We start from the raw sequence: 22299 nt of genomic DNA, 5'->3' as shown, positions 1-22299 counted from the left end.
GCCTGCTAATCTGTAACAATCACTGGCCAGCACCACGCCAAGAAGGGGCAGGATCCACTCAATGCGCAATATCCTGGTTATCGAGGACAGCCCGCTGGTACTGAAGATCCTCGCCCACCTGTTCCGCCACGAACCGGATCTGGAGCCGGTCTTCTGTGCCTCGCTGGCCGAAGCCGAAGTGATGCTGGAAACCTCGGCCGGGCTGTTCTTCGCCGCCATCGTCGACCTGCACCTGCCGGACGCCCCCGATGGCGAGAGCGTCGATCTGGTGATGCGCTACCGCCTGCCGTGCATCGTGCTCAGCGGCAGCTACAACGAGCAGCGCCGCGACGAGCTGCTGATGAAAGGCGTGGTCGACTACGTGCTCAAGGAAAGCCAGCACTCCTACGAATACGCTTTCCGCCTGTTGCACCGGCTGGATCACAACAGCCATATCAAGATTCTCATTGCCGACGACTCCAACGCCCAGCGTCGCTATATCCGCCACATCATCGAACCGCACCATTACCAGATACTCGAAGCCACCGATGGCCAGGAGACCCTGCGCCTGCTCGCCGAGCAGCCGGACATCGACCTGCTGATCCTCGACCATGCCATGCCCGGTGTCAGCGGTTTCGATCTGGTGAAGATGCTGCGGCAGAAACTCAGGCTCAGCGAGCTGATCATCATTGGCGTCTCGGCCGACCCCAAAGGCTCGCTCAGCGCGCAGTTCATCAAGCATGGCGCCGACGATTTCCTGCGCAAGCCGTTCTGCCCCGAGGAGCTGAACTGCCGGGTGATGAACACTCTGGAGCGCCGTGACCTGCTGCAGGCCCTGAAGAAGGCCGCCGAGTACGATGCCCTCACCGGCCTGCGCAATCGCCGCTCCTTCTACGAGCGCGGCGTGCGCATGATCCAGCAAGCACAGCAGGCTGGGCAGCCTCTGAGCGTGGCCATGCTCGACATCGATCACTTCAAGCACATCAACGACGGCTTTGGCCACGCCAGCGGCGACAGCGCCCTGGTGGTGTTCGCCAAGGCCTTCGTCAGTATCTTTCCCGATGCGCTCACGGGGCGCTTGGGTGGCGAGGAGTTCGCCCTGCTCAGCCAGCTCGATACGGCCAGGCTCTGCGAGATGCTCGAACAATTACGCCAGCGCTGCGCTGCCCTGCACTATGCCAAGGAAGCACCGCCGCTATCCTTCAGCGCCGGCCTTTATCACGGCCCGACCGAGGATCTGGAAAGCATGCTGCACGAGGCCGACCAGCGCCTTTACAAAGCCAAGCAGCTTGGCCGGGCGCGCACCGTCACCGACTGATGGGCACCTCTAAAAACTACCTCGGCTTTGGCTTCCTGCGTCGCTCTACCTCCTGCATCCATGCAGTCGTGCGTTGCCATCGCTGCGTTAAAAACAGCCTCGTGCGCGAGTCCGATCAAAATGCTCATTTACAACACGTAAACCCGAGTGCGGGCCCAGTGCTTTTTGACTCACTGCGTTCGCCCTTCGGGCCAGCCTTCGGCTGTTACTCCCGCTGGTCGTTGCGGCCGTTTTTGCGGGTCCGCCATCGGTATTGCGCTGACTACCTCGCCTACGTTTTTAGAGGTGCCCTGATCAGAGGCCCATGCCATGACGGCGAAAGGTTTCGGCGTAACGGCCGTCGGCCTGCATGGCCTGGATCGCCTGATCGAAACGCGTGGTGATCTCGGCATGCCGCGGGTGGCTGAGGCGCACCAGAATCCGCAGGCCGTTCTCGCTCAATGGTGTGGGCAGAAACTCCAGCTCATCGCGCAGGGGGGCCAACTCACGCCCCAGGTGATAACGCGCCACCCATTCGTCCTCCAGGGCTAGCTGCACACGCCCGGCATGCAACATGCGCGCAGCACTCTCGAAGCCACTGACGCCGACGCGTTGCAAATGCTCGTCGTGGTCGAACTCTGGCGAATAGGCATAGCCACGCACTACGGCAATGCGATAGGGATAGAGGTCGACGAGCCGGGTAAAGGCGATATTCGCCCCCTTGCGCTGGATCAGCCGAATACGATTGAGCAGGTAGGGCTGGGAGAAGTGGCCGAACAAGGTGCGCTCGTCGCTGAACCAGGCATTGATCAGCACATCGTGCTCACCACGCTTGAGGCCCAGCACGGCTCGCTGCCAGGGTGCCTCGCTGTAGACCGTGCGGTAACCGGCCTGGTGCAGCGCCTGCTGCACCAGATCACTGGCCAGGCCATTGTGCGGCAAGCTGTGATCGTTGAATGGCGGCCAGGGGTCGGCCACCAGACGTAGCAACTCACCGGCGACCAGCGGTGGCGACAGCAGCGCCAGCAGAAACAGGGCACGCACGCTGAACATGTCCGGAGCGGTTCCTTTTTCCATGGCAGGGTCTTTAACTCATAGCAGGTGCTGTGCCACAAGTCATATCCAGCCTAGGGGCTGTTGCCGTTTCACGCACGGCCGCGTCGAAACGACAACAGACCCTAGGTTAAGATGCGCGCACTTTAGCCCAGATCGAACCCTCGGGGAGTCCATCCGTTGCAAACCGACGTACTGATCATCGGTGCCGGCGCCGCCGGCCTGATGTGCGCCGCCAACGCAGCGGCGCGTGGGCGCTCCGTGCTGGTGCTGGATCATGCCAACAAGGCGGGCAAGAAAATCCTCATGTCCGGCGGCGGGCGCTGCAACTTCACCAACCTGTATTGCGAACCGGGCAACTTCCTCTCCGGCAATCCGCACTTCTGCAAATCGGCATTGGCGCGCTTCACCCAGTGGGATTTCATCGGCCTGGTGGCCAAGCACGGCGTGCCCTATCACGAGAAGAAACTCGGTCAACTGTTCTGCGACAACAAGTCCAGCGACATCCTCGAACTGCTGCTGGCCGAATGTGCCGAGGCCGGCGCCGAGCTTCGCCTGAACACGGCGGTGCACCGCATCGAGAAAACCGCAGACGGCTTTCATCTGAGCAGCGACATCGGCGAGCTCGACTGTCAGTCGCTGGTGATTGCCACCGGCGGGCTGTCGATTCCGACCCTCGGCGCCACCGGTTTCGGTTACCAGGTGGCCAGGCAGTTCGGCCACGAGGTGCTGCCGACCCGCGCAGGCCTGGTGCCCTTCACCCTTACCGATCCGCAGCTCAAGGCGCTGTGCACGGAGCTCTCCGGCACTTCGGTGGAGGACTGCCGGGTGAGCTGCAATGGCCAGAGCTTCGTGGAGAACATCCTGTTCACCCACCGCGGCCTTTCCGGCCCGGCGATCCTGCAGATTTCCTCCTACTGGCAACCGGGCGATACCGTGCATATCGATCTGCTGCCGCATATCGACCTGCCCGAGTGGCTGGCCTCGCAGCAGCGCGAGCGCGGCAACAGCGAGCTGAAAACGCTGCTGGCCGAACTGTTCACCAAAAAGATGGCGGCCCTGCTGGTGGACGCCTGGTTCACCAACAAACCGCTCAAGCAGTACACCCCGGGCGAGTTGAAGGCCATCGCCGAACGTCTGGGCGACTGGCAACTGGTGCCAGCCGGCACCGAGGGCTACCGCACCGCCGAGGTCACCCTGGGCGGGGTGAACAGCGACGAGGTGTCATCCAAGACCATGGAATCGCTCAAGGTGCCTGGGCTGTATTTCATCGGCGAGGTGCTGGACGTCACCGGTCATCTGGGCGGCTTCAACTTCCAGTGGGCCTGGGCGTCCGGTTACGCAGCCGCGCAATACGTCTGAAACCGAAAATGGTGCGCCCCAGCCGATAACGTAGCTGGAACTGCCGACGCGGCGCAGACTCTGCTATGAACAGCAGACGCGAAGCTGCGTACAACAAGGACGCCCCGCCTCATGACCTTCGAGCAAGGCCAGATATTCCTCATTCTCGTTGCCAGCATGGGCTTGTTCATCTGGGGGCGCTGGCGTCATGACGTCGTGGCGCTCGGCGCATTGCTGGCCTGCGTCATCGCCGGCCTGGTGCCCGAACGCGAGGCCTTCGCCGGTTTCGGCCACCCGGCGGTGATCACCGTCGCCTGCGTGCTGGTGCTCAGTCACGGTCTGCAGCGCACCGGCGCGGTCAGCCGACTGGCGCAGCGCCTGCTGCCCAGCGGCGCAGGCAAACTGCTGTCCATCGCTGCGCTGACCAGCCTTGGCGCCCTGCTCTCGGCGTTCATGAACAACGTCGGCGCGCTCGCCCTGCTGATGCCCATTGCCCTGCAGATTGCCGCACGCCTGGAGTTGCCACCGGGGCGCGTGCTGATGCCACTGGCCTTCGGCACCATTCTCGGCGGGATGACCACCTTGATCGGCACGCCGCCGAATCTGATCGTCTCCAGCTTCCGCGCCCAGCATGGCGGCGGCGCCTTTGCCATGTTCGATTTCAGCCCGGTCGGCGTCGCCGTGGCGCTGGCCGGCGTGCTGTTCATCAGCCTGCTGGGCTGGCGCCTGGTGCCCAGGCGCGAAGTGGGTAACGCCGCCAGCTTCGACACCGGCCATTACCTGACCGAGGCGCGCGTCAAGGAAGGCGGCAAGGCCCAGGGCAAGACCCTGCGCGAGATCGAACAACTGCTCGATGAGGCCGACGCCCAGGTGGTGGCCATGGTGCGCAACAAGCTGCGCCTGACCGCGCCCAACCCACGGCGCGTACTGCAGGCCGACGACGTGCTGGTGATCGAGGCCGACCCGCAGGAGCTGGGTGAAGTGCTCGGCCAGCTGGATCTGTTACTGGAGGCCGAACGTGAAGCCAAGGAGGCCGAACAGAAGGAAGACAAGGACGGCGAAACCGAGAAGAAGGCCAGCCACAGCGAAGACCGCGCCATGCAGGAGTTGCTGGTCAAGCCCGACTCCTCGCTGATCGGCCGCTCCGCCAGCAGCACGCGCCTGCGCAGCCGCTATTCCATCAACCTGCTGGCTATTTCCAGGCAGAGTCACCGTTCGATCAAACGCCTGCGCTCGACCCCGTTCCAGAGCGGCGACGTACTGCTGATGCAGGGCAGCGCCGAGGATATCGGCGAGTTCGCCAACGACTACGATTGCGTACCGCTGGCCGCCCGCGCGATCAACATTCCCGACCCACGCCAGGCCAACCTCGCGCTCGGCATCATGATCCTGGCCATCGTCGCCGCGGCCTTTGGCCTGCTGTCCACGGCGATCGCCTTCGCTTGTGGGGTACTGGCCTACATGCTGCTGCGCCTGGTGCCGTTGCGCGCCGTTTACGAATCCATCGACTGGCCGGTGATCGTGCTGCTCGGTGCCTTGATCCCGGTGGCCGGGGCGATGTCCACCACCGGCGCGGCCGACCTGCTGGCACGGGTGCTGATGGAAAACCTGGCACAGGGCAACGCCACCATCACCCTGACCCTGCTGCTGATCGTCACCATGACCCTGTCGGATTTCATGAACAACGCGGCGACCGCCGCAGTGATGTGCCCCATCGCCCTGAGCGCCGCCAACCAACTCGGCGTCAGCCCGGATGCGCTGCTGATGGCGGTGGCCATCGGCGCATCCTGTTCGTTCCTCACGCCCATCGGCCACCAGAACAACACCCTGATTCTCAGCCCGGGCGGCTTCCGCTTCGGTGATTACTGGCGCCTGGGGCTGCCCCTGGAAATACTCGTGGTGCTGATCAGCGTGCCGCTGTTGCTGTGGGTATGGCCGCTTTGAAGCGGCGCATTACCTTGCCTGCTGCACTCAGAACGAGGCCCGCCTGATCGGGCCATGCTCGCGCTCATAGGCCAGACGAATGCGCGTGAACCAGGCACCCAAGGCCGAATCCTCGGCCCAGGGCTGCGCGCCCAGGCACCAGGCCCAGAGCAGCATGCCGGCCAGCAGGTAGTCGCAAGCACCGGGGGCCTGGCCTTCGAGGAAGGGCTGATCACGCAGCCACATTTCCAGCGGCGCAACGCCTTCGCGGAACAGCCGTTCGCCGCCCTGCGGGTCGGCGAAGTCTTCCAGACGCATGCCCAGCATCTGTTCGCGGCTGCTGCGGAAATACTCGCGGTCAGCCGGATCGATCACCTGCCCGATCCGCGGGAGCAGGATTTTCAGCAGCGGTATGCGCACCATGTGAAAGCTCAGGCGCTCCACCAGGCGTGCGCGCTCGGCCGCCAGCCCATCGCCGAGCAGTGGCCGCTCTGGGTAGCGCTGATCCAGGTAGGCGAAGATGGCCAGGCTGTCATGTACCGACTGGCCGTCATCCACCAGTACCGGTACCAGCTTCTGCCCGGAGAATTCGATCAGCGCCTTCTCGCCGAAGCGGATCGGCCGACTGTGGAAATCCAGCCCCTTGTGCGCCAGGGCCAGGCGCACCCGCCAGCAATAAGGGGAAAACAGCAGTTCGCGATCGGCACCGCACAGTTCATACAGCTCTCGCATGGTCTTCTCCTCGATATCCAGCGCGAACGGCTCTTCTTTGGCAAAGAACATAGCGCAGGCTCATCGTGCAACCAACGCCGCCATCACCACCTCGACAAGGCTTTCCCAAAGGGCGAACGCGGAGAGTGAAACGCTCGAGGTCTTGATACCGGACTGGCAAGTTTGTGTTGGCGTGTTGGTTGTTCGGGTGCTTGTTCCTAATTGCCGCGTTTTTGCTGATGTTTCTGGTTTCGCCCTCCCGGGCGAGTCACTTTTGACGGGCAAAAGTAACCAAAACCCTCCGCCCGGTCATCCGGCCCTCGCTGCGCGAGGGTTCGCTCACTCCATCGCCGTTCCAGAGGCCCTCCTGGGCGGGCTCTGCACGCGCCTGAACCTGCGGTAACCCAGAAGTAGCGTGGAGTGCTTGAACATGGGTCAGCCTTAGGGCTGACCTGAATGCCGGCTACAAGCCGGCAAGCTGTTCAAGCGAATGAAACTATGCGAATGAAAGTTTTAGTTTAATTCGGCAGCCAAATCGCGGCTCCACAGCTACCAGAGCAAGCCGGGCATGCCCGGAACCGATGTACGTTCAGGCGCGCAAATTCCCCCTTCAGGAGGCCGAACGTAGGCACTGCGCAGGGGGCGAGCGGCATGGATGCCGCGAGAGGCGTAATGGGCCAGGGATGGCCCTTGTAAGCCGACCCCGGAGCGGTGCCGGAGTGAGGGAAGTCGAGCGCAGCGAGACCCGGATGGCGGGGGTGCGTTTCTTTTGCTTACTTTTCTTTGCGCAGTTCAAAGAAAAGTGAGTCGCCCGAGGGGGCGAAACCCGGAATCTCTGAAAACACCCAAAGCGGCGCCCAGAACACCAAAAAAGCCCACCCTCAGAACACAAACTTGCCAGTCCGGTATCAAGCCTGACTGCCTCGAGGGCCTCTATCTTGAGCCTGTTTTAAACGCCCCGATGACTACGCAGGTAGTTCTTAGAGGCGCCCGACTCGGGTAGTCTGCTCGCATCGTTTCAAACAAGGCCTCGTATGCCCCGCCCCAGCCTTCGCCAATCCCTTCGTCGCCTCTGGGCACTGGACAAGTTCAGCAGTGGCCTGCGGGTGTTCATCGCCCTGGCCGGCGCCCTCGCGCTGTGCTGGTGGCAGGGCTGGACCCACGACCTGATCCCCTTGTTTCTCGGGGTGATCGCCTGCGCCCTGACCGAGACCGACGATAGCTGGCAAGGCCGCCTGGGCACCGTGCTGGTGACCCTGCTGTGCTTCAGTGCGGCGGCTTATGCGGTGGAGTTCCTCTTTCCCTATCCCTGGCTGTTCGTCATCGCCCTGGCGCTGTCCACCTTCGCCCTGGTCATGCTCGGCGCCCTGGGCGAACGCTTCGCCACCCTTGGCTCGGGCACGCTGATCCTCGCCGTGTACAGCATGATCGGCGTCGAACAGCGCGGCGGCGTCGCCGGCCTGTGGCTGGAGCCCTTGCTGCTGGTGGCCGGCGCGGCCTGGTACGGGCTGCTGTCGGTGATCTGGCACGGTCTGTTCACCCACCAGCCGGTGCAACTGGCGCTGGCCCGCCTGTTTCGCGAACTGGGCCGCTATCTCAAGCTCAAGGCCGCGCTGTTCGAGCCCCTGCGCCAGCTCGACGTGGAGCCCCGGCGCCTGGCCCTGGCGCAACAGAACGGCCGGGTGGTGTCGGCGCTCAATGCGACCAAGGAGATCATTTTGCACCGGGTCGGCAATGCCCGCCCCGGGCCGAAGGTCAATCGCTACCTCAAACTGTACTTCCTCGCTCAGGACATTCACGAGCGCGCCAGTTCCTCGCACTACCCCTACAACGAGCTGGCCGAAGCCTTCTTCCACAGTGACGTGCTGTTTCGCTGCCAACGCCTGCTGCGCCTGCATGGCGAGGCCTGCGAGCGCCTGGCCGGCGCCATCGAGCTGCGCCAGCCGTTCGAGTACCGCGAGCTGTGCAGTCAGGCGCTGGAGGATCTGCACGCCTCGCTCGATCACCTGCACCTGCAGAGCAACCCGGCCTGGCGCAGCCTGCTGCGCTCGCTCGGCGCCCTGGCCGGCAACCTGGCCAGGCTCGATCAGTTGCTGAGCAACGCCAGCAATCCCGACGCCCTGGCCGAGGAGCAGGACAATACGCTGCTCGACCGCGAGCCGCATTCGCTGCGCGAAGTGGTCGAGCGCATCGGCCAGCAGCTCACCCCGACCTCGCTGCTGTTTCGCCACGCCCTGCGCCTGTCCATCGCCCTGGCCGCCGGCTACGGCCTGCTGCATCTGATCCACCCGGCGCAGGGTTACTGGATCCTGCTGACCACGCTGTTCGTCTGCCAGCCCAACTACGGCGCCACCCGCCTCAAGCTGGTGCAACGTATCGCCGGTACCCTGCTGGGCCTGGGCCTGGGCTGGGCGCTGTTCGACCTGTTCCCCGATCCGCGCGTGCAGGCACTGTTCGCGGTGGTCGCCGGGGTGGTCTTCTTCACCACCCGCGCCACCCGCTATACCCTGGCCACCGCCGCCATCACCCTGCTGGTGCTGTTCTGCTTCAACCAGGTCGGCAATGGCTACAGCCTGTTCATCCCACGCCTGGTCGATACCCTGCTCGGCGGTCTGATCGCCGGCCTGGCGGTATTCCTGATCCTGCCGGACTGGCAGGGCCGGCGCCTGGGGCGCATGCTCGCCGGCACCCTGAGCTGCAACAGCGCCTACCTGCGCCAGATCATGACCCAGTACGCTCAGGGCAAGCGCGACGATCTCGGCTACCGCCTGGCCCGGCGTAATGCGCACAATGCAGATGCCGCGCTGTCCACCACCCTTGGCAATATGCTGATGGAGCCCGGGCACTTTCGTAAGGACGCCGACCTGGGCTTCCGCTTCCTGGTACTGTCACACACCCTGCTCAGCTACCTCTCGGCACTGGGTGCGCACCGTGGCGAACGCCTGCCCGAGACCGAACAGGCCCGCCTGCTGGAACACGCCGAACGCATCGCCTGCAGCCTCGACGAGATCGCTGCGTGCCTGCGCGACCAGCGACCATTGGCCATCCATAGCGACAGCGAAGAGCACCTGGCCGAGGAACTGGAGCAGATTCCGGAAGACGCCGACGAGCGCCAGCGTCTGGTGCAGACGCAACTGGCCCTGATCAGCCGCCAGCTAGGGCCACTTCGCACCCTAGGCAACCATCTGCAGAAAGAACGCAATCGGCGCTGAAGCCGAATCTTGGCGCCATTTAGCCGGCACATAGCGATTTTTCGCTGCACGCTAGCGACACAAGGCAGCTTTCTGCCAGTATGCGGAGCACGTCAATGATTCGGCCTTATCCCGATGTCTGCAGCCCGCCCTCCGGCATATCCGACACTGCTATGGTCGTTACTGGTTCTGTGCCTGCTGCTGCCTGACGCCCATGCCATGACCCGCCTCGGCGATGACACCCCGCCCATCGACCTGCAAGCGGTCGCCTATTACCTCGCCGACCCACAGGCCAACCTCAGCCTGGCCGACGTACAGGCCGCCACTGCCCCCTTCCGCCCAGCCAGCGAGCGTCATGATCTCGGCTTTGGCTACGTACCTGGGGTGATCTGGCTGCGCCTCGAGTTGCAATCCAGTGCCCATGAAATACGCCACTGGCGCCTGGAGCTGAACTACGCCTCGCTGGACGAAGTGCGCCTCTACGATGTCGGCACTGACGGTGTACGGCACGCGCGCAGCGGGGATACCGTGCCCTATCCCGAGCGCGCCATCGGCCATCGCTACCCGGTGTTCGAGATCACCCTGCAACCGGGCGAGCAGCGCACCCTCTACCTGCGCGTCGACACCCGCGGCAGCATGACACTCAGTGGTGGGCTGATGTCGGAACACGACTTCGAGCAGCACAGTCAGAACGGCTATCTGGTGCACGCCATCTACTGCGGCGTGCTGATTGCCCTGGCCCTGTACAACCTGCTGCTGTTTCTCGCCCTGCACGAGCGGCCTTTCCTCAACTACGTGCTGTTCATGGCCGTCTTCGCCCTCGCCGTGCTTTCGCTCAACGGCTTCGGCGCACAATACCTGTGGCCGCACGCCGCGCCCTGGACCAACCGCATGCTGCCCTTCAGCCTGACCCTGGCGGCGCTGCTGGCAGCGGTGTTCGCTCGCAGCTTTCTGGATACGCGCAAATGGCTGCCGCGCTGGGACCGCGTGCTGCAGATCCTCTGCGCAGCCACCGCCCTGGCCTGCCTGGCCACCCTGCTGCTGCCCGTGCAACGCGCCCTGCAGACCATGTCCCTGACTGGCCTGAGCGTGACCCTGACCCTCTTGCTCACCAGCTTCGTCTGCATCGGCTACCGCGTGCCGGGGGCACGCCTGTTCGCCCTGGCCTGGCTGATGCTGCTCGGCGGCGCAGTGACTCTGGCACTGCGCAACTTCGCCCTGCTGCCCTCGAACTTCTTCACCCTGTATGCCATGCAGATCGGCTCCGCACTGGAGATGATCCTGCTGTCGTTCGCCCTGGCGGCACGCTTCATCGAGCTCAAACGGCAACGCGAAGCCTCCCTGCAGATGAACGAGCGCAGCCTGGAAAAGCGCGTTTACGAGCGCACCCAGGCGCTGGAGAATGCCAACCGACGCCTCAGCGAACTGGCCCTGCTGGATCCGTTGACCGGCCTGGCCAACCGCAACGCCCTGCAGCAGCATCTCGATCAGGCCCTGCAACGCAGCCTGCGCGGCCATGAGTTGCTGGCAGTCATGCTGATCGATCTCGATGGCTTCAAGCCCATCAACGACCAGCACGGCCATGCCTTCGGCGATCTGGTGCTGGCCGAGGTCGCCCGACGCCTGCGCCACTACCTGCGCGAGGTGGATCTGCCGGCGCGCCTGGGTGGCGATGAGTTCGTCGCCGTCTGCGAACGCGTGCTGTCGGCCGAAGACGCACAGGATCTGGCCAAGCGCTTGCTGGAAGGGCTGGACACGCCCATGCATATCGAAGGCCGCACGGTACGCGTCGGTGCCAGCATCGGCATCGCCCTGAGCTATGGTGCGGACGACGCCACCCGCCTGATCCGCCGCGCCGACAAGGCGATGTACCAGGCCAAGGCCGAGGGCCGCAATCGCGTGCGCCTGTGCCAGGAACAGGCCTGACGGGCTGGACAGCGGCACGCCGGCCTGGGATAAACGCGGCTTTCCCGCTCGCGACACCGACCATGGACAAGCACCAGCTCCTGCAGCAGGTCTTGCAGCACCTGCAAGCCGACCTCGATCAGGCCCATCAGGCGGCGCTCAGCGCCCATGAAACGGCAACCCACGAAGAGAACGTCGCCGAGAACAAGTACGACACCCTCGGCCTGGAAGCCGCCTACCTGGCCAGCGGCCAGGCGCGCCGCGTCGAAGAACTGCGCCAGACCCTGATCACCTGGCGCCAGCTAAGGCCACGACCGTTCGACGACGCCCATGGCATCGAACTGGGCGCATTGATTCTGCTGGCCAGCGAAGACGGCCACGAGCAGTGGCTGTTTCTCGGCCCGCAGGGCGCCAGCATGAAACTGCAGCACGCCGGGCAGAGCATTCAGGTACTGAGCAATGCCACACCGCTGGGGCGCCTGCTGCTCGGCAAACACCCTGGCGATGAAATTACCCTGTCGATGGGCCAGCGGCTGCAGGCCTTCGAGATATTGACGGTCGATTGAGGGCGCCTCTAAAAACGTAGGCGACGACTGCATGGATGCAGGAGGTAGAGCGAAGCAGGAGGCCCGAGCCGAGGCAGTCAGCGCAATACTGATGGCGGCCCCGCAAAAACAGGCGAAGAAAGCACTGGGCCCGCATTCGGGTTTACGTGTTGTAAATGAGCATTTGACCGGGCTGGCGTTCCAGCCTGTTTTTAACGCCGCGATGGCAACGCACGACTGCATGGATGCAGGAGGTAGAGCGACGCAGGAAGCCAAAGCCGAGGTAGTTTTAGAGGTGCCCTCGAGCGGAACTATCTGCACCTGGGCGAGGTAATTAACGATGAACCTCACACTTGGAGAGCCCACCATGGAAAAGCCCGTCCATAGCCTGCCCGCGCTGTTCAAGCAGCTCGGCTTGCCTGACGATGCCGCCAGCATCAACGCTTTCATCAGCACCCATTCGCCACTGCCAGACGCCTGCAAACTGTCGGAGGCGCCGTTCTGGACGCCGGCCCAGGCCGCGCTGCTGCGCGAGGAAATTCTCGAAGACGCCGACTGGGCAGAAGTGGTCGACCAGCTCAACCTGCGCCTGCACGGCTGAGCATGTAGGGTGCGCCGTACGCACCTTGAATGAAAAGACAATGTCCGTGGTGCGCATAGCGCGCCCTTGATCTTGCACGCTATCAGGCCGAGCCCGTCATCTCGCGCCAGGTCAGGTACATGCGCAGGTCGAACTCGATCTGCACATAACCCGGCAGCATGTGCTCGCAGAGCTTGTAGAAGGCCTTGTTGTGCTCGGCCTCCTTCAGGTGAGCCAGCTCGTGCACCACGATCATCTGCAGGAAGGCCGGCGCCGCATCACGGAACAGCGAGGCGACGCGAATCTCCTTCTTCGCCTTGAGCTTGCCGCCCTGCACCCGCGAAATCGCCGTATGCAACCCGAGGGCACGATGGGTGAGATCGAGGCGGTTGTCGTAGAGCACCTTGTCGATGGCCGGCGCGTTCTTCAGGTGCTCCTGCTTGAGTGCCATCACGTAGGCATACAGCGCCTTGTCGCTCTGCACCTCGTGACGGCCCGGATAGCGCTGCGCCAGGTAGTCGTCCAGAAGATCGTCGGCAATCAACTGGCGCACCTGCTGCTGGATGGCCACAGGGTAGCCCTGAAGGTATTTCAACGAAACGGATCCATGTGAAGGAACGAGCCTGCAGTGTAACGCGCCTCAGTCGGCCGGTACGACCCGTAGCAGCCGCCCCTCGGCATTGTCGGTGAGCAGGTAGAGGGCGCCATCCGGCCCGCTGCGCACATCGCGGATACGCTCACCCAACTCCTCGAAGAGGATTTCCTCACCGGCCAGCATGTTGTCCTGTACGCGGATACGCCGCACGCTGCGTTCGGCCAGGGTGGCGGCGAACAGGTCACCCTGCCAGGCGGGGAACAGCGCACCGTGGTAAAGGGTCAGGCTCGCCGGTGCGACCGAGGGCGTCCAGTGCAGCAAGGGCGCGCTCAGGCCCGGCAGTTCGGTATAGGGGCTGACCCGCGCGCCGGTGTAGTCGACACCGAAGGTCGCCAGCGGCCAGCCATAATTCTGCCCGGCCTGGATCAGGTTCAATTCGTCGCCGCCGCGCGGGCCATGCTCATGGCTGTACAGCCGCCCGCTCTTGGCATCGAAGACGATGCCCTGCACGTTGCGGTGGCCGAGGCTGTAGATCTCCGCTGCCGCGCCTCGCTGGGCCAGCAACGGATTGTCCGGCGGCACGCTACCGTCGCGGTTCAGGCGCACGATCTTGCCCAGATGATTGCCCGGGTTCTGCGCTTGCTCACGCCAGTCGAAGCCATCGCCCAGGGTCAGCACCAGAGTCTTGTCGGCGAGAAAGGCGATGCGCCCACCATAGTGAGCAGCGCCAGCCTTGAGCGGCTGCGCGGTGAACAATACCTCGAGATCCTGCAGCTCGTCGCCGACCAGACGCGCACGGACCAGCCGAGTGTTGTTGGCCTCGCTATCACCATGGGCGTAACTCAGGTAGAGCCAGCGATTGTCCGCATAGTCCGGATCCAGCGCCACCTCCATCAGCCCCGCCTGGGCCGCGATGAAGGCCTCCGGCAGCCCGGCGATGGGGCCCTGCGCCAGGCGACCATCCGCCTCGATCAGGCGTAGACGCCCGACCCGCTCGGTGACCAGCATGCGCCCATCCGGCAGGAAGGCCAGCGACCAGGGGTACTCCAGCCCCTCGGTAAGGGTCTCGATACGGTAATCCTCGGCTTGCACCGAAAGGCTGAGCACGAGTGCAGCGCCCAGTGCGGCGAGAAAGGGTTTCAACATGGCAGCGACCTTGTCACGGCGAATCGGAATGGGTTGGCTGCGTTCTGTAGCGCGCGCGCCGTGCGAGCTGACCGAAGAGCAGCGCGCCGGCACTGCCGCAGGCCATCAGCCCCAGAGTGCCCAGGGGTTCACGGTCGGCGGCGATCAACGTCGGCATCGGCGCCAGGGCATTGGCCAGGGCCAGCGCCAGCCAGATCGCACTGGCGCCTGCCACCAGAAAGATGACCCAGCGCAGATGGCGCAAGTGCCGCGCCAGCCAGAGCGCCAGCGGCAGGGCGATGACGAAGCCGGCACTGGCCAGCAGTGCGAAGGTGGGGGCAAAACCGAGCAGATCCAGGCCGGTGGTACCCAAGCGCACACCGAACGGAACCGGTGCGCCCAGCGCCTGCAGGGCAGCGAGGTTGCTTTGCGTCTGAAAGATCGAGGCGAAGCTGCTAGCCAGCAACACGGCAAGGACGAAGGCGGACAGCAGGCGCGGCAGGCTGTGCATGAAAGGCAGTTCCGAGCGGTAATGCCCGGATTATGGCGTAGGCCGCCGTTCGCCACGGCCTGGGTGTTTTACAGGGTTTTACCTAGGGTTCGTTGCCGCTTCACGCACGGCCAGATAAGGATGATTCTCCACTTCAGAAGAGACTTTTTATTGACGCCAATAAAACGACGAACGGTGCTCACGCATTGGCCAGAATTGCCGTTATAAAGCGCGCCACGAGCGCAGCCAGCGCTCGTGACAGGCAGCCCTGCCACCTTCTAGCTCGCGTGTCACCCGCTGGAACGCCAAGTAAGCCGTTACTGACTCCTGGACGAGATGTGCCCCCCGACTGAAGTTTCCTCTTTCAGGAGCTTTGAGCATGATCGAACTCGCCATGTGGAATCTCAGCATTCCAGTCGGCGTACCCGCCACCACCATCGAGACCCGCATACTGGCCGGTGGTTATCAGGATCACTATTTCCAATCCAAGGATGGCGCCATCTTCTTCTGGTCACCGGTCAACGGCACCACCACCGAGAGCGCCAAGTACCCGCGCAGCGAGCTGCGTGAGACTTACCCCGACGGCAACCTGCGCAACTGGACCTACCCCGGCGCCGATCACTTCCTGCGCGCCGCGCTGAGCGTCAGCCAGGTGCCGTCCACCGGCAAGATCGTCATTGGCCAGATCCATGCCTACAAGAGCTCGATGCCGCTGCTCAAGCTGGAGTACCAGTACAAGACCAAGACGGCTACCGGCAATATCGTCGCCAAGGTGCGCATGACGCCGGACGCCGAAATCCAGACGGTGACCGTGGCCAGTGGCATCCTGCTCAATCAGGCGTTCAGCTATGCGATCAACCTCAAGCCTGATGGCACCCTGGCGATCCAGCTCAACAACAAGAGCTGGAGCACCCACCTGGACACCTCCTGGGCCGCCAAGCCGCTGTACTTCAAGGCCGGCGTCTACACCCAGGACAACACCGGCTACGAGACCGAAGCAGGGGCCGCGCGCTTCGATCAGCTAAGCATCGAGCATCGCGCGCTGGTCAGCAGCGCACCTTGAGGAGCAAACGGCAGGCATGAAAAAGCCGCGACGCTTGCGCAGTCGCGGCTTTCGGGCGGACGCGGCGGGCGTCTGCCCGCAGTCGATCAGTTGACCTTGGCGGTCAGTTCGCCGCTGGCGTAACGCTTGAACATGCCTTCCAGGGAGATCGGCTTGATCTTCGAGGCATTGCCGGCGGTGCCGAAGGCCTCGTAGCGGGCGATGCAGATGTCGCGCATGGCTTCGATGGTTTTGGCGAAGTACTTGCGCGGGTCGAACTCGGCCGGGTTCTGCGCCATGAAACGACGGATGGCGCCAGTGGAGGCCAGACGCAGGTCGGTGTCGATGTTGACCTTGCGCACGCCGTGCTTGATGCCTTCGACGATCTCTTCGACCGGCACGCCGTAGGTTTCCTTGATGTCACCACCGTACTCGTTGATGATCGCCAGCCAGTCCTGCGGCACCGAGCTGGAGCCGTGCATCACCAGGTGGGTGTTGGGGATGCGCTTGTGGATTTCCTTGATACGCTCGATGGAGAGCACGTCGCCGGTCGGCGGCTTGGTGAACTTGTAGGCGCCATGGCTGGTGCCGATGGCGATGGCCAGGGCGTCGACCTGGGTGGCCTTGACGAAGGCTGCGGCTTCTTCCGGGTCGGTCAGCAGTTGGCTGTGATCCAGCACGCCTTCGGCGCCGACGCCGTCTTCTTCACCGGCCATACCGGTTTCCAGGCTACCCAGGCAACCCAGCTCACCTTCCACGGACACGCCGCAGGCATGGGCGAAGGCCACGGTCTGCTGGGTGACGCGCACGTTGTAGTCGTAGTCGGCTGGAGTCTTGCCGTCTTCCTTCAGCGAGCCATCCATCATCACCGAGGAAAAACCCAGTTGGATGGAGCGCTGGCACACGTCCGGGCTGGTACCGTGATCCTGGTGCATGCACACCGGGATATGCGGGAATTCTTCGATCGCGGCAAGGATCAGGTGGCGCAGGAAGGGTGCGCCAGCGTACTTACGGGCACCGGCGGAAGCCTGGACGATGACCGGCGAATCGGTCTTGTCGGCGGCTTCCATGATCGCGCGCATCTGCTCGAGGTTGTTGACGTTGAAGGCCGGCACGCCGTAGCCGAACTCAGCGGCGTGGTCGAGCATCTGGCGCATGCTGATAAGTGCCATCTTTTGAAGCTCCCGATATGGGTTGTTTGATATGCAAGCCTGCCGCAGGGGCAGGCTCGGTTCAAGCCTGGAAACACAGCCGCAAGCTACAAGCTGCAAGCGACAAGTAGAAGCGCGAGCAGCACCCCACGCTTTTCTTGCAGCTTGAGGCTTGGAGCTGGTAGCTACTCTATTGTGCCTTGCAGCCCCGGCCGATCAGGTCGTCAGTGGCCGTCCAGTACACCAGCCCTTCGTCACCCTTGGTGTGGAAGGACAGATTGCCGTCACTGTACAGCGCACCGGAAGCAGCCGGCTCCAGCTTCAGGCGGTGCACGACGTCGTCGCCACCCAGGCGCACATCGACCTGCTCGCCCTCGCTGTCAGCCAGGCGCCAGAACACCTCGGCCTGGCTGTCGCAGACCCAGCGGGTCCACTGCTCAGGCGCCGTCTGCTGCTGGCTGCACGCCCCCAGCAGCAGCGTCATGGCGGTCAGCGCCGTCAGTCTTGCAATCATTCAGTACTCCTTGTCAGCAACGCTGCTCTGCGGGCTCACCCGTCGGCTGGCCGCTGTTCTGTTCGATCTGCTGGTCGTTCTGCGTGGCCGGGGTTTCGATCTGCGCGGGGCTGAATACCTCGCAGGCCGACTCCCGTGCGCCACCGGCACAACCGGCCAGTACCAGGGTGATGCATCCCAACGCTGCTAGCTTGCCCATGACATGACTCCTTGTTCAGGGGTTCAGTTTCAACAGACCACTCGATCACGCCAGGGTTTTATGCACGAGGCGAAAGACCTGCGCCCTTCGCCTCACTAGTCACTTGGCGCGCTGCTCCAGCACCTCGACCGCCGGCAGCACCTTGCCTTCGACGAACTCGAGGAAGGCACCACCGCCCGTGGAAATGTAGGAGATCTGCTCGGCCACGCCGTACTTGTCGATGGCCGCCAGGGTGTCACCACCGCCGGCAATGGAGAACGCCGGGCTTTCGGCGATGGCCTGGGCCAGGGCCTGGGTGCCGTTGCCGAACTGGTCGAACTCGAACACGCCGACCGGGCCGTTCCACAGGATGGTCTGCGAAGCCTTGAGCATCTCGGCGAACTGCTTGGCGGTCTGCGGCCCGATGTCGAGGATCATGTCGTCCTCGGCCACGTCCTTGACTGCCTTGACGGTGGCTTCGGCGTCCTCGGCGAAGGCCTTGGCCACCACCACGTCCACCGGCAGCGGCACGCTGACCTTGGCGGCGATGGCCTTGGCGGTGTCGACCAGGTCGGCCTCGTACAGCGACTTGCCCACCGGCAGGCCGGCTGCGGCGAGGAAGGTGTTGGCGATGCCGCCGCCGACGATCAGCGAGTCGCAGATATCGGCCAGGGAGTTGAGCACGTCCAGCTTGGTGGACACCTTGGAACCGGCGACGATGGCCAACATCGGGCGAGCCGGCTTGTCCAGGGCCTTGCCCAGGGCATCCAGCTCGGCGGCCAGCAGCGGGCCGGCGCAGGCCACCTTGGCGAACTTGGCCACGCCATGGGTCGAGCCCTGGGCGCGGTGGGCGGTGCCGAAGGCGTCCATGACGAACACATCGCACAGCGCGGCGTACTGCTGAGCCAGCTCGTCAGTGTTCTTCTTCTCGCCCTTGTTGAAGCGCACGTTCTCCAGCAACACCAGCTCGCCGGCCTTGACCTCGACACCGCCAAGGTAGTCCTTGACCAGCGGCACGTCGCGGCCGAGGGCCTTGCTCAGGTAGGCCGCCACCGGCGCCAGGCTGTCTTCCTCGCTGTAGACGCCCTCTTCCGGGCGACCCAGGTGCGAGCAGACCAGTACCGCAGCGCCTTTTTCCAGCGCCAGCTTGATGGTCGGCAAGGATGCGAGGATGCGCGCGTCGCTCTTGACCACGCCGTCCTTCACCGGAACGTTGAGGTCTTCGCGGATCAGCACACGCTTACCGGCGAGGTCGAGATCGGTCATCTTCAGAACGGTCATAGTTCAGTCCTTCACGGAGGCTGGTTGCGCCAAACCACAAGTGGCTGCGCGTCGGCGATACTGCGTTAAAAACAGGCTCAGAATGCTCATTTACACCTCGTAAACTGCGCTTCTTCGCCTGTTTTTGCCTTGTCTCGCTCTAGCTCGCTCACTTGTGGATTGGCTTGATTGGCTGTTGATAGGAAATGTTCGGCGACATCGAGCATGCGGTTGGCGAAGCCCCACTCGTTGTCGAACCAGGCCAGCAGGTTGACCAGACGCGGGCCGGACACGCGGGTCTGGCTGCCGTCGACGATGGCCGAATGCGGGTCGTGGTTGAAATCGCAACTGGCGTGCGGCAGCTCAGTGTAAGCCAGCAGGCCCTTGAGCGGCCCGCTTTGCGCCGCCTGGCGCAGCACCTGATTGATCTCGGCGGCACTGGTGTCACGGGCGGTCTGCAGGGTGATGTCCAGACACGAGACGTTCACCGTCGGCACGCGGATGGCCTTGGCCTGGATGCGCCCGGCCAGCTCCGGCAGCAGGCGCTCGATACCGCGCGCCAGGCCGGTGGACACCGGAATCACCGACTGGAAGGCCGAGCGCGTGCGACGCAGGTCTTCGTGGTGGTAGGCATCGATCACCGGTTGGTCGTTCATCGCCGAGTGGATGGTGGTAATGGAAACGTACTCCAGACCCACCACCTCATCGAGAAGTTTCAACAGCGGCACGCCGCAGTTGGTGGTGCAGGAAGCATTCGACACCAGGCGCTCGCTGCCCGTCAGGCAATCCTGGTTGACGCCGTAGACGATGGTGGCGTCGATATCCGCCTCGCTGGCCATCGGCTGCGACAGCAATACGCGCGGCGCACCGGCGGCGATGAAACGCTCGGCCTCGGCGCGCGTGGTGTACTGCCCGGAGCATTCCAGCAGCAGGTCGATATTCAGCGCTGCCCAGTCGATGGCTTCCGGCTCGCTCTGACGCAACACCTTCACGCAATCGCCATTGATGTGCAGGCAGTCGCCATCGACCTTCACCTCGCCGGGAAAGCGCCCGTGGGTGGAGTCGAAGCGGGTCAGGTATTCGAGACTGGCCTGGTCGGCCAGATCGTTCAGCGCAACGATTTCCAGGCGTGCCCCGGCGCCACGCTCGTGCAAGGCACGCAGCACGCACCGACCGATGCGGCCGTAGCCGTTGAGGGCAACGCGATAGGGGCGTCGTGGCATAGCGGCAAGCCGCAAGCTTCAAGCTGCAAGTAACAGCCGCAGGCAGAGCACATCCCTGCTTGCGGCTTGCAGCTCGTGGCTGGCGTCAGTCCTCCAGCAGGTCTTCGGCAGTGGCAACGACGTTGTCGACGGTGAAGCCGAACTCCTCGAACAGCGCGGCAGCCGGCGCCGACTCACCGAAGGTGGTCATGCCGATGATGCGCCCTTCCAGACCGACGTACTTGTACCAGTAGTCGGCGTGCGAGGCTTCGATGGCGATGCGCGCCCCCACTTCCAGCGGCAGTACGGCCTGCTTATAGGCGGCGTCCTGCTGGTCGAACACGCTGGTGGACGGCATGGACACCACGCGCACCTTGCGCCCCTTCTCTTCCAGCTTGGCCGCTGCCTGCATGGCCAGACCGACTTCCGAACCGGTGGCGATCAGGATCAGCTCCGGCTCGCCAGCGCTGTCCTTGAGCACGTATCCGCCACGCTCGATATCACTAAGCTGCTGGGCATCGCGGCTCTGGTGCGGCAGGTTCTGGCGGCTGAACACCAGGGCGCTGGGGCCGTCTGTACGCTCAATGGCATGCTTCCAGGCCACGGCCGATTCCACGGCGTCGCAGGGACGCCAGGTGTCGAGGTTCGGCGTGCCACGCAGGCTGGCCAGTTGCTCGATCGGCTGGTGGGTCGGGCCATCCTCGCCGAGGCCAATGGAGTCGTGGGTGAACACGTAGAGCACGCGCTTCTTCATCAGCGCGGACATGCGCACGGCGTTGCGCGCGTATTCCATGAAGATCAGGAAGGTGGCGCCGTAAGGCACGAAGCCGCCGTGCAGGGCGATACCGTTCATGATGGCGCTCATGCCGAACTCGCGCACGCCGTAGAACAGGTAGTTACCGGAAGCGTCCGCTTCCGAAACGCCCTTGCAACCCTTCCACAGGGTCAGGTTGGAGCCGGCGAGATCCGCCGAACCGCCGAGGAATTCCGGCAGCAGCGGGCCAAATGCGTTGAGGGTGTTCTGGCTGGCCTTGCGGCTGGCGATGGTCTCGCCCTTCTCGGCCACTTCACGCACGTAGGCGGCGGCCTTCTCGGCGAAGTCGGCCGGCAGCTCGCCGGCGATGCGGCGTTTGAACTCGGCAGCCAGCTCGGGGAAGGCGGCGGCGTAAACGGCAAACCTGTCGTTCCAGGCGGCTTCGGCGGCAGCGCCGGCAGCCTTGGCGTCCCACTCGGCGTAGATCTCGGCGGGAATCTCGAACGGGCCATGGTTCCAGCCCAGCGCGGCGCGGGTCAGGGCGATCTCGTCATTGCCCAGCGGCGCGCCGTGGCACTCTTCCTTGCCCTGCTTGTTCGGCGAACCGAAGCCGATGGTGGTCTTGCAGCAGATCAGGGTGGGCTGATCCAGGGTCTTGCGCGCGGTCTCGATGGCGATCTTGATCTCTTCGGCGTCGTGCCCGTCGACATTGCGGATCACCTGCCAGCCATAAGCCTCGAAGCGCTGCGGGGTGTCGTCGGTGAACCAGCCCTCGACCTCGCCGTCGATGGAGATGCCGTTGTCGTCGTAGAAGGCGATCAGCTTGCCCAGGCCCAGGGTGCCGGCCAGGGAGCAGACCTCATGGCTGATGCCTTCCATCATGCAGCCGTCGCCGAGGAACACGTAGGTGTGATGGTCGACGATGTCGTGGCCTTCGCGGTTGAACTGCGCGCCCAGCACCTTTTCGGCGATGGCGAAGCCGACGGCGTTGGCGATGCCCTGGCCGAGCGGGCCGGTGGTGGTCTCCACGCCCGGAGTGTAGCCGTACTCCGGATGGCCCGGCGTCTTGCTGTGCAGTTGACGGAAGTTCTTCAGGTCGTCGATGGACAGGTCGTAGCCGGTCAGGTGCAGCAGCGAATAGATCAGCATCGAGCCATGACCGTTGGACAGCACGAAGCGGTCACGGTCGGCGAAGCTCGGATTGCTCGGATTGTGCTTGAGGTAGTCGCGCCACAGCACCTCGGCGATGTCCGCCATGCCCATGGGGGCACCGGGGTGGCCGCTGTTGGCTTTCTGCACGGCATCCATGCTGAGGGCACGAATGGCATTGGCTCGCTCACGACGGCTGGGCATCGCTGAAATCTCCTACGGGGGCTGCTTCACGAATGAAGGGGGCGAAAAAGGCGGCCATTTTCGCCCAGCCGGCCCCCCTGGAGCAATGACAGATAGTCGCAGAAGGCGAA

The 22299-nt window shown here is 64.0% G+C and carries 19 protein-coding genes; 8 read left to right on the top strand and 11 right to left on the bottom strand.

What is annotated here, in order from left to right; translation table 11 throughout:
- The first annotated feature begins 61 nt into the window (after window positions 1-61).
- The gene (locus tag PVE35_RS01935) at window positions 62-1297 is read left to right on the top strand and encodes a diguanylate cyclase (RefSeq protein WP_268180830.1); all 1236 of its coding nucleotides are present in this window, start codon (window positions 62-64) and stop codon (window positions 1295-1297) included.
- Window positions 1298-1591: 294 nt separating this feature from the next.
- Here the strand turns inward: PVE35_RS01935 and PVE35_RS01930 are convergent, their stop codons facing one another.
- Window positions 1592-2329, bottom strand: a complete 738-nt coding sequence (locus PVE35_RS01930; RefSeq protein WP_277374843.1) for a transporter substrate-binding domain-containing protein — start codon at window positions 2327-2329, stop codon at window positions 1592-1594.
- 225 nt (window positions 2330-2554) lie between these two features.
- On the opposite strand from PVE35_RS01930, the gene PVE35_RS01925 reads away from it, so the two are divergent.
- Both PVE35_RS01925 and PVE35_RS01920 read left to right on the top strand, forming a co-directional pair.
- A complete protein-coding gene (locus tag PVE35_RS01925; protein ID WP_277374842.1) occupies window positions 2555-3691 on the top strand; it encodes an NAD(P)/FAD-dependent oxidoreductase in 1137 nt (378 codons plus the stop codon).
- Window positions 3692-3802: 111 nt separating this feature from the next.
- On the top strand, window positions 3803-5614 hold the full coding sequence (locus PVE35_RS01920) for an SLC13 family permease (protein WP_277373603.1): 1812 nt from the start codon (window positions 3803-3805) through the stop codon (window positions 5612-5614).
- A gap of 27 nt (window positions 5615-5641) precedes the next feature.
- Here the strand turns inward: PVE35_RS01920 and PVE35_RS01915 are convergent, their stop codons facing one another.
- Complete coding sequence (locus tag PVE35_RS01915; RefSeq protein ID WP_277373602.1) at window positions 5642-6376, bottom strand: glutathione S-transferase N-terminal domain-containing protein; 735 nt, start codon at window positions 6374-6376, stop codon at window positions 5642-5644.
- Between the two features lie 962 nt (window positions 6377-7338).
- On the opposite strand from PVE35_RS01915, the gene yccS reads away from it, so the two are divergent.
- The 4 genes from yccS (at window position 7339) to PVE35_RS01895 (ending at window position 12546) form a co-directional block, all read left to right on the top strand.
- Window positions 7339-9516: a YccS family putative transporter gene (gene yccS, locus PVE35_RS01910; RefSeq protein ID WP_268180825.1), complete on the top strand. Its 2178-nt coding sequence runs from the start codon at window positions 7339-7341 to the stop codon at window positions 9514-9516.
- Window positions 9517-9714: 198 nt separating this feature from the next.
- Complete coding sequence (locus tag PVE35_RS01905) at window positions 9715-11421, top strand: diguanylate cyclase (RefSeq protein ID WP_268180823.1); 1707 nt, start codon at window positions 9715-9717, stop codon at window positions 11419-11421.
- A gap of 62 nt (window positions 11422-11483) precedes the next feature.
- The gene (locus PVE35_RS01900) at window positions 11484-11966 is read left to right on the top strand and encodes a transcription elongation factor GreAB (protein ID WP_268180821.1); all 483 of its coding nucleotides are present in this window, start codon (window positions 11484-11486) and stop codon (window positions 11964-11966) included.
- A gap of 346 nt (window positions 11967-12312) precedes the next feature.
- Window positions 12313-12546 carry a DUF2789 domain-containing protein gene (locus PVE35_RS01895; RefSeq protein WP_277373601.1) on the top strand — a complete coding sequence of 78 codons (234 nt, stop codon included), beginning with the start codon at window positions 12313-12315 and terminating at the stop codon, window positions 12544-12546.
- A gap of 82 nt (window positions 12547-12628) precedes the next feature.
- On the opposite strand, the gene PVE35_RS01890 is transcribed toward PVE35_RS01895, so the two are convergent.
- Genes PVE35_RS01890 through PVE35_RS01880 form a run of 3 tightly spaced genes read right to left on the bottom strand, consistent with a single transcriptional unit; the run spans window position 12629 to window position 14756 of the window.
- Window positions 12629-13120 carry a M48 family metallopeptidase gene (locus PVE35_RS01890; RefSeq protein ID WP_268180817.1) on the bottom strand — a complete coding sequence of 164 codons (492 nt, stop codon included), beginning with the start codon at window positions 13118-13120 and terminating at the stop codon, window positions 12629-12631.
- A 45-nt stretch (window positions 13121-13165) separates the two neighbouring features.
- Complete coding sequence (locus PVE35_RS01885; RefSeq protein ID WP_277373600.1) at window positions 13166-14266, bottom strand: PQQ-dependent sugar dehydrogenase; 1101 nt, start codon at window positions 14264-14266, stop codon at window positions 13166-13168.
- A gap of 13 nt (window positions 14267-14279) precedes the next feature.
- The gene (locus tag PVE35_RS01880) at window positions 14280-14756 is read right to left on the bottom strand and encodes a hypothetical protein (protein WP_268180814.1); all 477 of its coding nucleotides are present in this window, start codon (window positions 14754-14756) and stop codon (window positions 14280-14282) included.
- A gap of 358 nt (window positions 14757-15114) precedes the next feature.
- Between PVE35_RS01880 and PVE35_RS01875 the strand changes: the two genes are divergently transcribed.
- On the top strand, window positions 15115-15798 hold the full coding sequence (locus PVE35_RS01875) for a polysaccharide lyase family 7 protein (RefSeq protein ID WP_268180813.1): 684 nt from the start codon (window positions 15115-15117) through the stop codon (window positions 15796-15798).
- A gap of 86 nt (window positions 15799-15884) precedes the next feature.
- On the opposite strand, the gene fba is transcribed toward PVE35_RS01875, so the two are convergent.
- The 6 genes from fba to tkt all read right to left on the bottom strand — a co-directional run bounded on the left by fba (window position 15885) and on the right by tkt (window position 22189).
- The gene (gene fba, locus PVE35_RS01870; protein ID WP_268180811.1) at window positions 15885-16949 is read right to left on the bottom strand and encodes a class II fructose-bisphosphate aldolase; all 1065 of its coding nucleotides are present in this window, start codon (window positions 16947-16949) and stop codon (window positions 15885-15887) included.
- A 169-nt stretch (window positions 16950-17118) separates the two neighbouring features.
- Complete coding sequence (locus PVE35_RS01865) at window positions 17119-17412, bottom strand: MliC family protein (RefSeq protein WP_268184167.1); 294 nt, start codon at window positions 17410-17412, stop codon at window positions 17119-17121.
- A gap of 43 nt (window positions 17413-17455) precedes the next feature.
- Entirely contained in the window at window positions 17456-17641 is a 186-nt protein-coding gene (locus PVE35_RS01860; protein WP_268180809.1) for a hypothetical protein, read from the bottom strand.
- A 99-nt stretch (window positions 17642-17740) separates the two neighbouring features.
- Window positions 17741-18901, bottom strand: a complete 1161-nt coding sequence (locus PVE35_RS01855) for a phosphoglycerate kinase (RefSeq protein ID WP_268180807.1) — start codon at window positions 18899-18901, stop codon at window positions 17741-17743.
- 86 nt (window positions 18902-18987) lie between these two features.
- Window positions 18988-20103, bottom strand: a complete 1116-nt coding sequence (epd, locus tag PVE35_RS01850) for an erythrose-4-phosphate dehydrogenase (RefSeq protein WP_277373599.1) — start codon at window positions 20101-20103, stop codon at window positions 18988-18990.
- An 85-nt stretch (window positions 20104-20188) separates the two neighbouring features.
- Entirely contained in the window at window positions 20189-22189 is a 2001-nt protein-coding gene (gene tkt, locus PVE35_RS01845; protein WP_277373598.1) for a transketolase, read from the bottom strand.
- Window positions 22190-22299 lie beyond the last annotated feature (110 nt).

The sequence above is a fragment of the Pseudomonas sp. AA-38 genome (assembly GCF_029457475.1).
GTDB lineage: Bacteria > Pseudomonadota > Gammaproteobacteria > Pseudomonadales > Pseudomonadaceae > Aquipseudomonas.
The sequence above is the reverse complement of the archived record's forward strand: the minus strand, read 5'-3'. Positions and strand labels throughout refer to the sequence as shown.

Excerpts from the sequence above, each read along its gene's own strand:
- PVE35_RS01935 (WP_268180830.1), top strand. The coding sequence starts at position 62 with ATGCGCAATATCCTGGTTATCGAGGACAGCCCGCTGGTACTGAAGATC.
- PVE35_RS01930 (WP_277374843.1), bottom strand. The coding sequence starts at position 2,329 with ATGTTCAGCGTGCGTGCCCTGTTTCTGCTGGCGCTGCTGTCGCCACCG.
- PVE35_RS01925 (WP_277374842.1), top strand. The coding sequence starts at position 2,555 with ATGTGCGCCGCCAACGCAGCGGCGCGTGGGCGCTCCGTGCTGGTGCTG.
- PVE35_RS01920 (WP_277373603.1), top strand. The coding sequence starts at position 3,803 with ATGACCTTCGAGCAAGGCCAGATATTCCTCATTCTCGTTGCCAGCATG.
- PVE35_RS01915 (WP_277373602.1), bottom strand. The coding sequence starts at position 6,376 with ATGTTCTTTGCCAAAGAAGAGCCGTTCGCGCTGGATATCGAGGAGAAG.
- yccS (WP_268180825.1), top strand. The coding sequence starts at position 7,339 with ATGCCCCGCCCCAGCCTTCGCCAATCCCTTCGTCGCCTCTGGGCACTG.
- PVE35_RS01905 (WP_268180823.1), top strand. The coding sequence starts at position 9,715 with ATGACCCGCCTCGGCGATGACACCCCGCCCATCGACCTGCAAGCGGTC.
- PVE35_RS01900 (WP_268180821.1), top strand. The coding sequence starts at position 11,484 with ATGGACAAGCACCAGCTCCTGCAGCAGGTCTTGCAGCACCTGCAAGCC.
- PVE35_RS01895 (WP_277373601.1), top strand. The coding sequence starts at position 12,313 with ATGGAAAAGCCCGTCCATAGCCTGCCCGCGCTGTTCAAGCAGCTCGGC.
- PVE35_RS01885 (WP_277373600.1), bottom strand. The coding sequence starts at position 14,266 with ATGTTGAAACCCTTTCTCGCCGCACTGGGCGCTGCACTCGTGCTCAGC.
- PVE35_RS01880 (WP_268180814.1), bottom strand. The coding sequence starts at position 14,756 with ATGCACAGCCTGCCGCGCCTGCTGTCCGCCTTCGTCCTTGCCGTGTTG.
- PVE35_RS01875 (WP_268180813.1), top strand. The coding sequence starts at position 15,115 with ATGATCGAACTCGCCATGTGGAATCTCAGCATTCCAGTCGGCGTACCC.
- fba (WP_268180811.1), bottom strand. The coding sequence starts at position 16,949 with ATGGCACTTATCAGCATGCGCCAGATGCTCGACCACGCCGCTGAGTTC.
- PVE35_RS01865 (WP_268184167.1), bottom strand. The coding sequence starts at position 17,412 with ATGACGCTGCTGCTGGGGGCGTGCAGCCAGCAGCAGACGGCGCCTGAG.
- PVE35_RS01860 (WP_268180809.1), bottom strand. The coding sequence starts at position 17,641 with ATGGGCAAGCTAGCAGCGTTGGGATGCATCACCCTGGTACTGGCCGGT.
- PVE35_RS01855 (WP_268180807.1), bottom strand. The coding sequence starts at position 18,901 with ATGACCGTTCTGAAGATGACCGATCTCGACCTCGCCGGTAAGCGTGTG.
- epd (WP_277373599.1), bottom strand. The coding sequence starts at position 20,103 with ATGCCACGACGCCCCTATCGCGTTGCCCTCAACGGCTACGGCCGCATC.
- tkt (WP_277373598.1), bottom strand. The coding sequence starts at position 22,189 with ATGCCCAGCCGTCGTGAGCGAGCCAATGCCATTCGTGCCCTCAGCATG.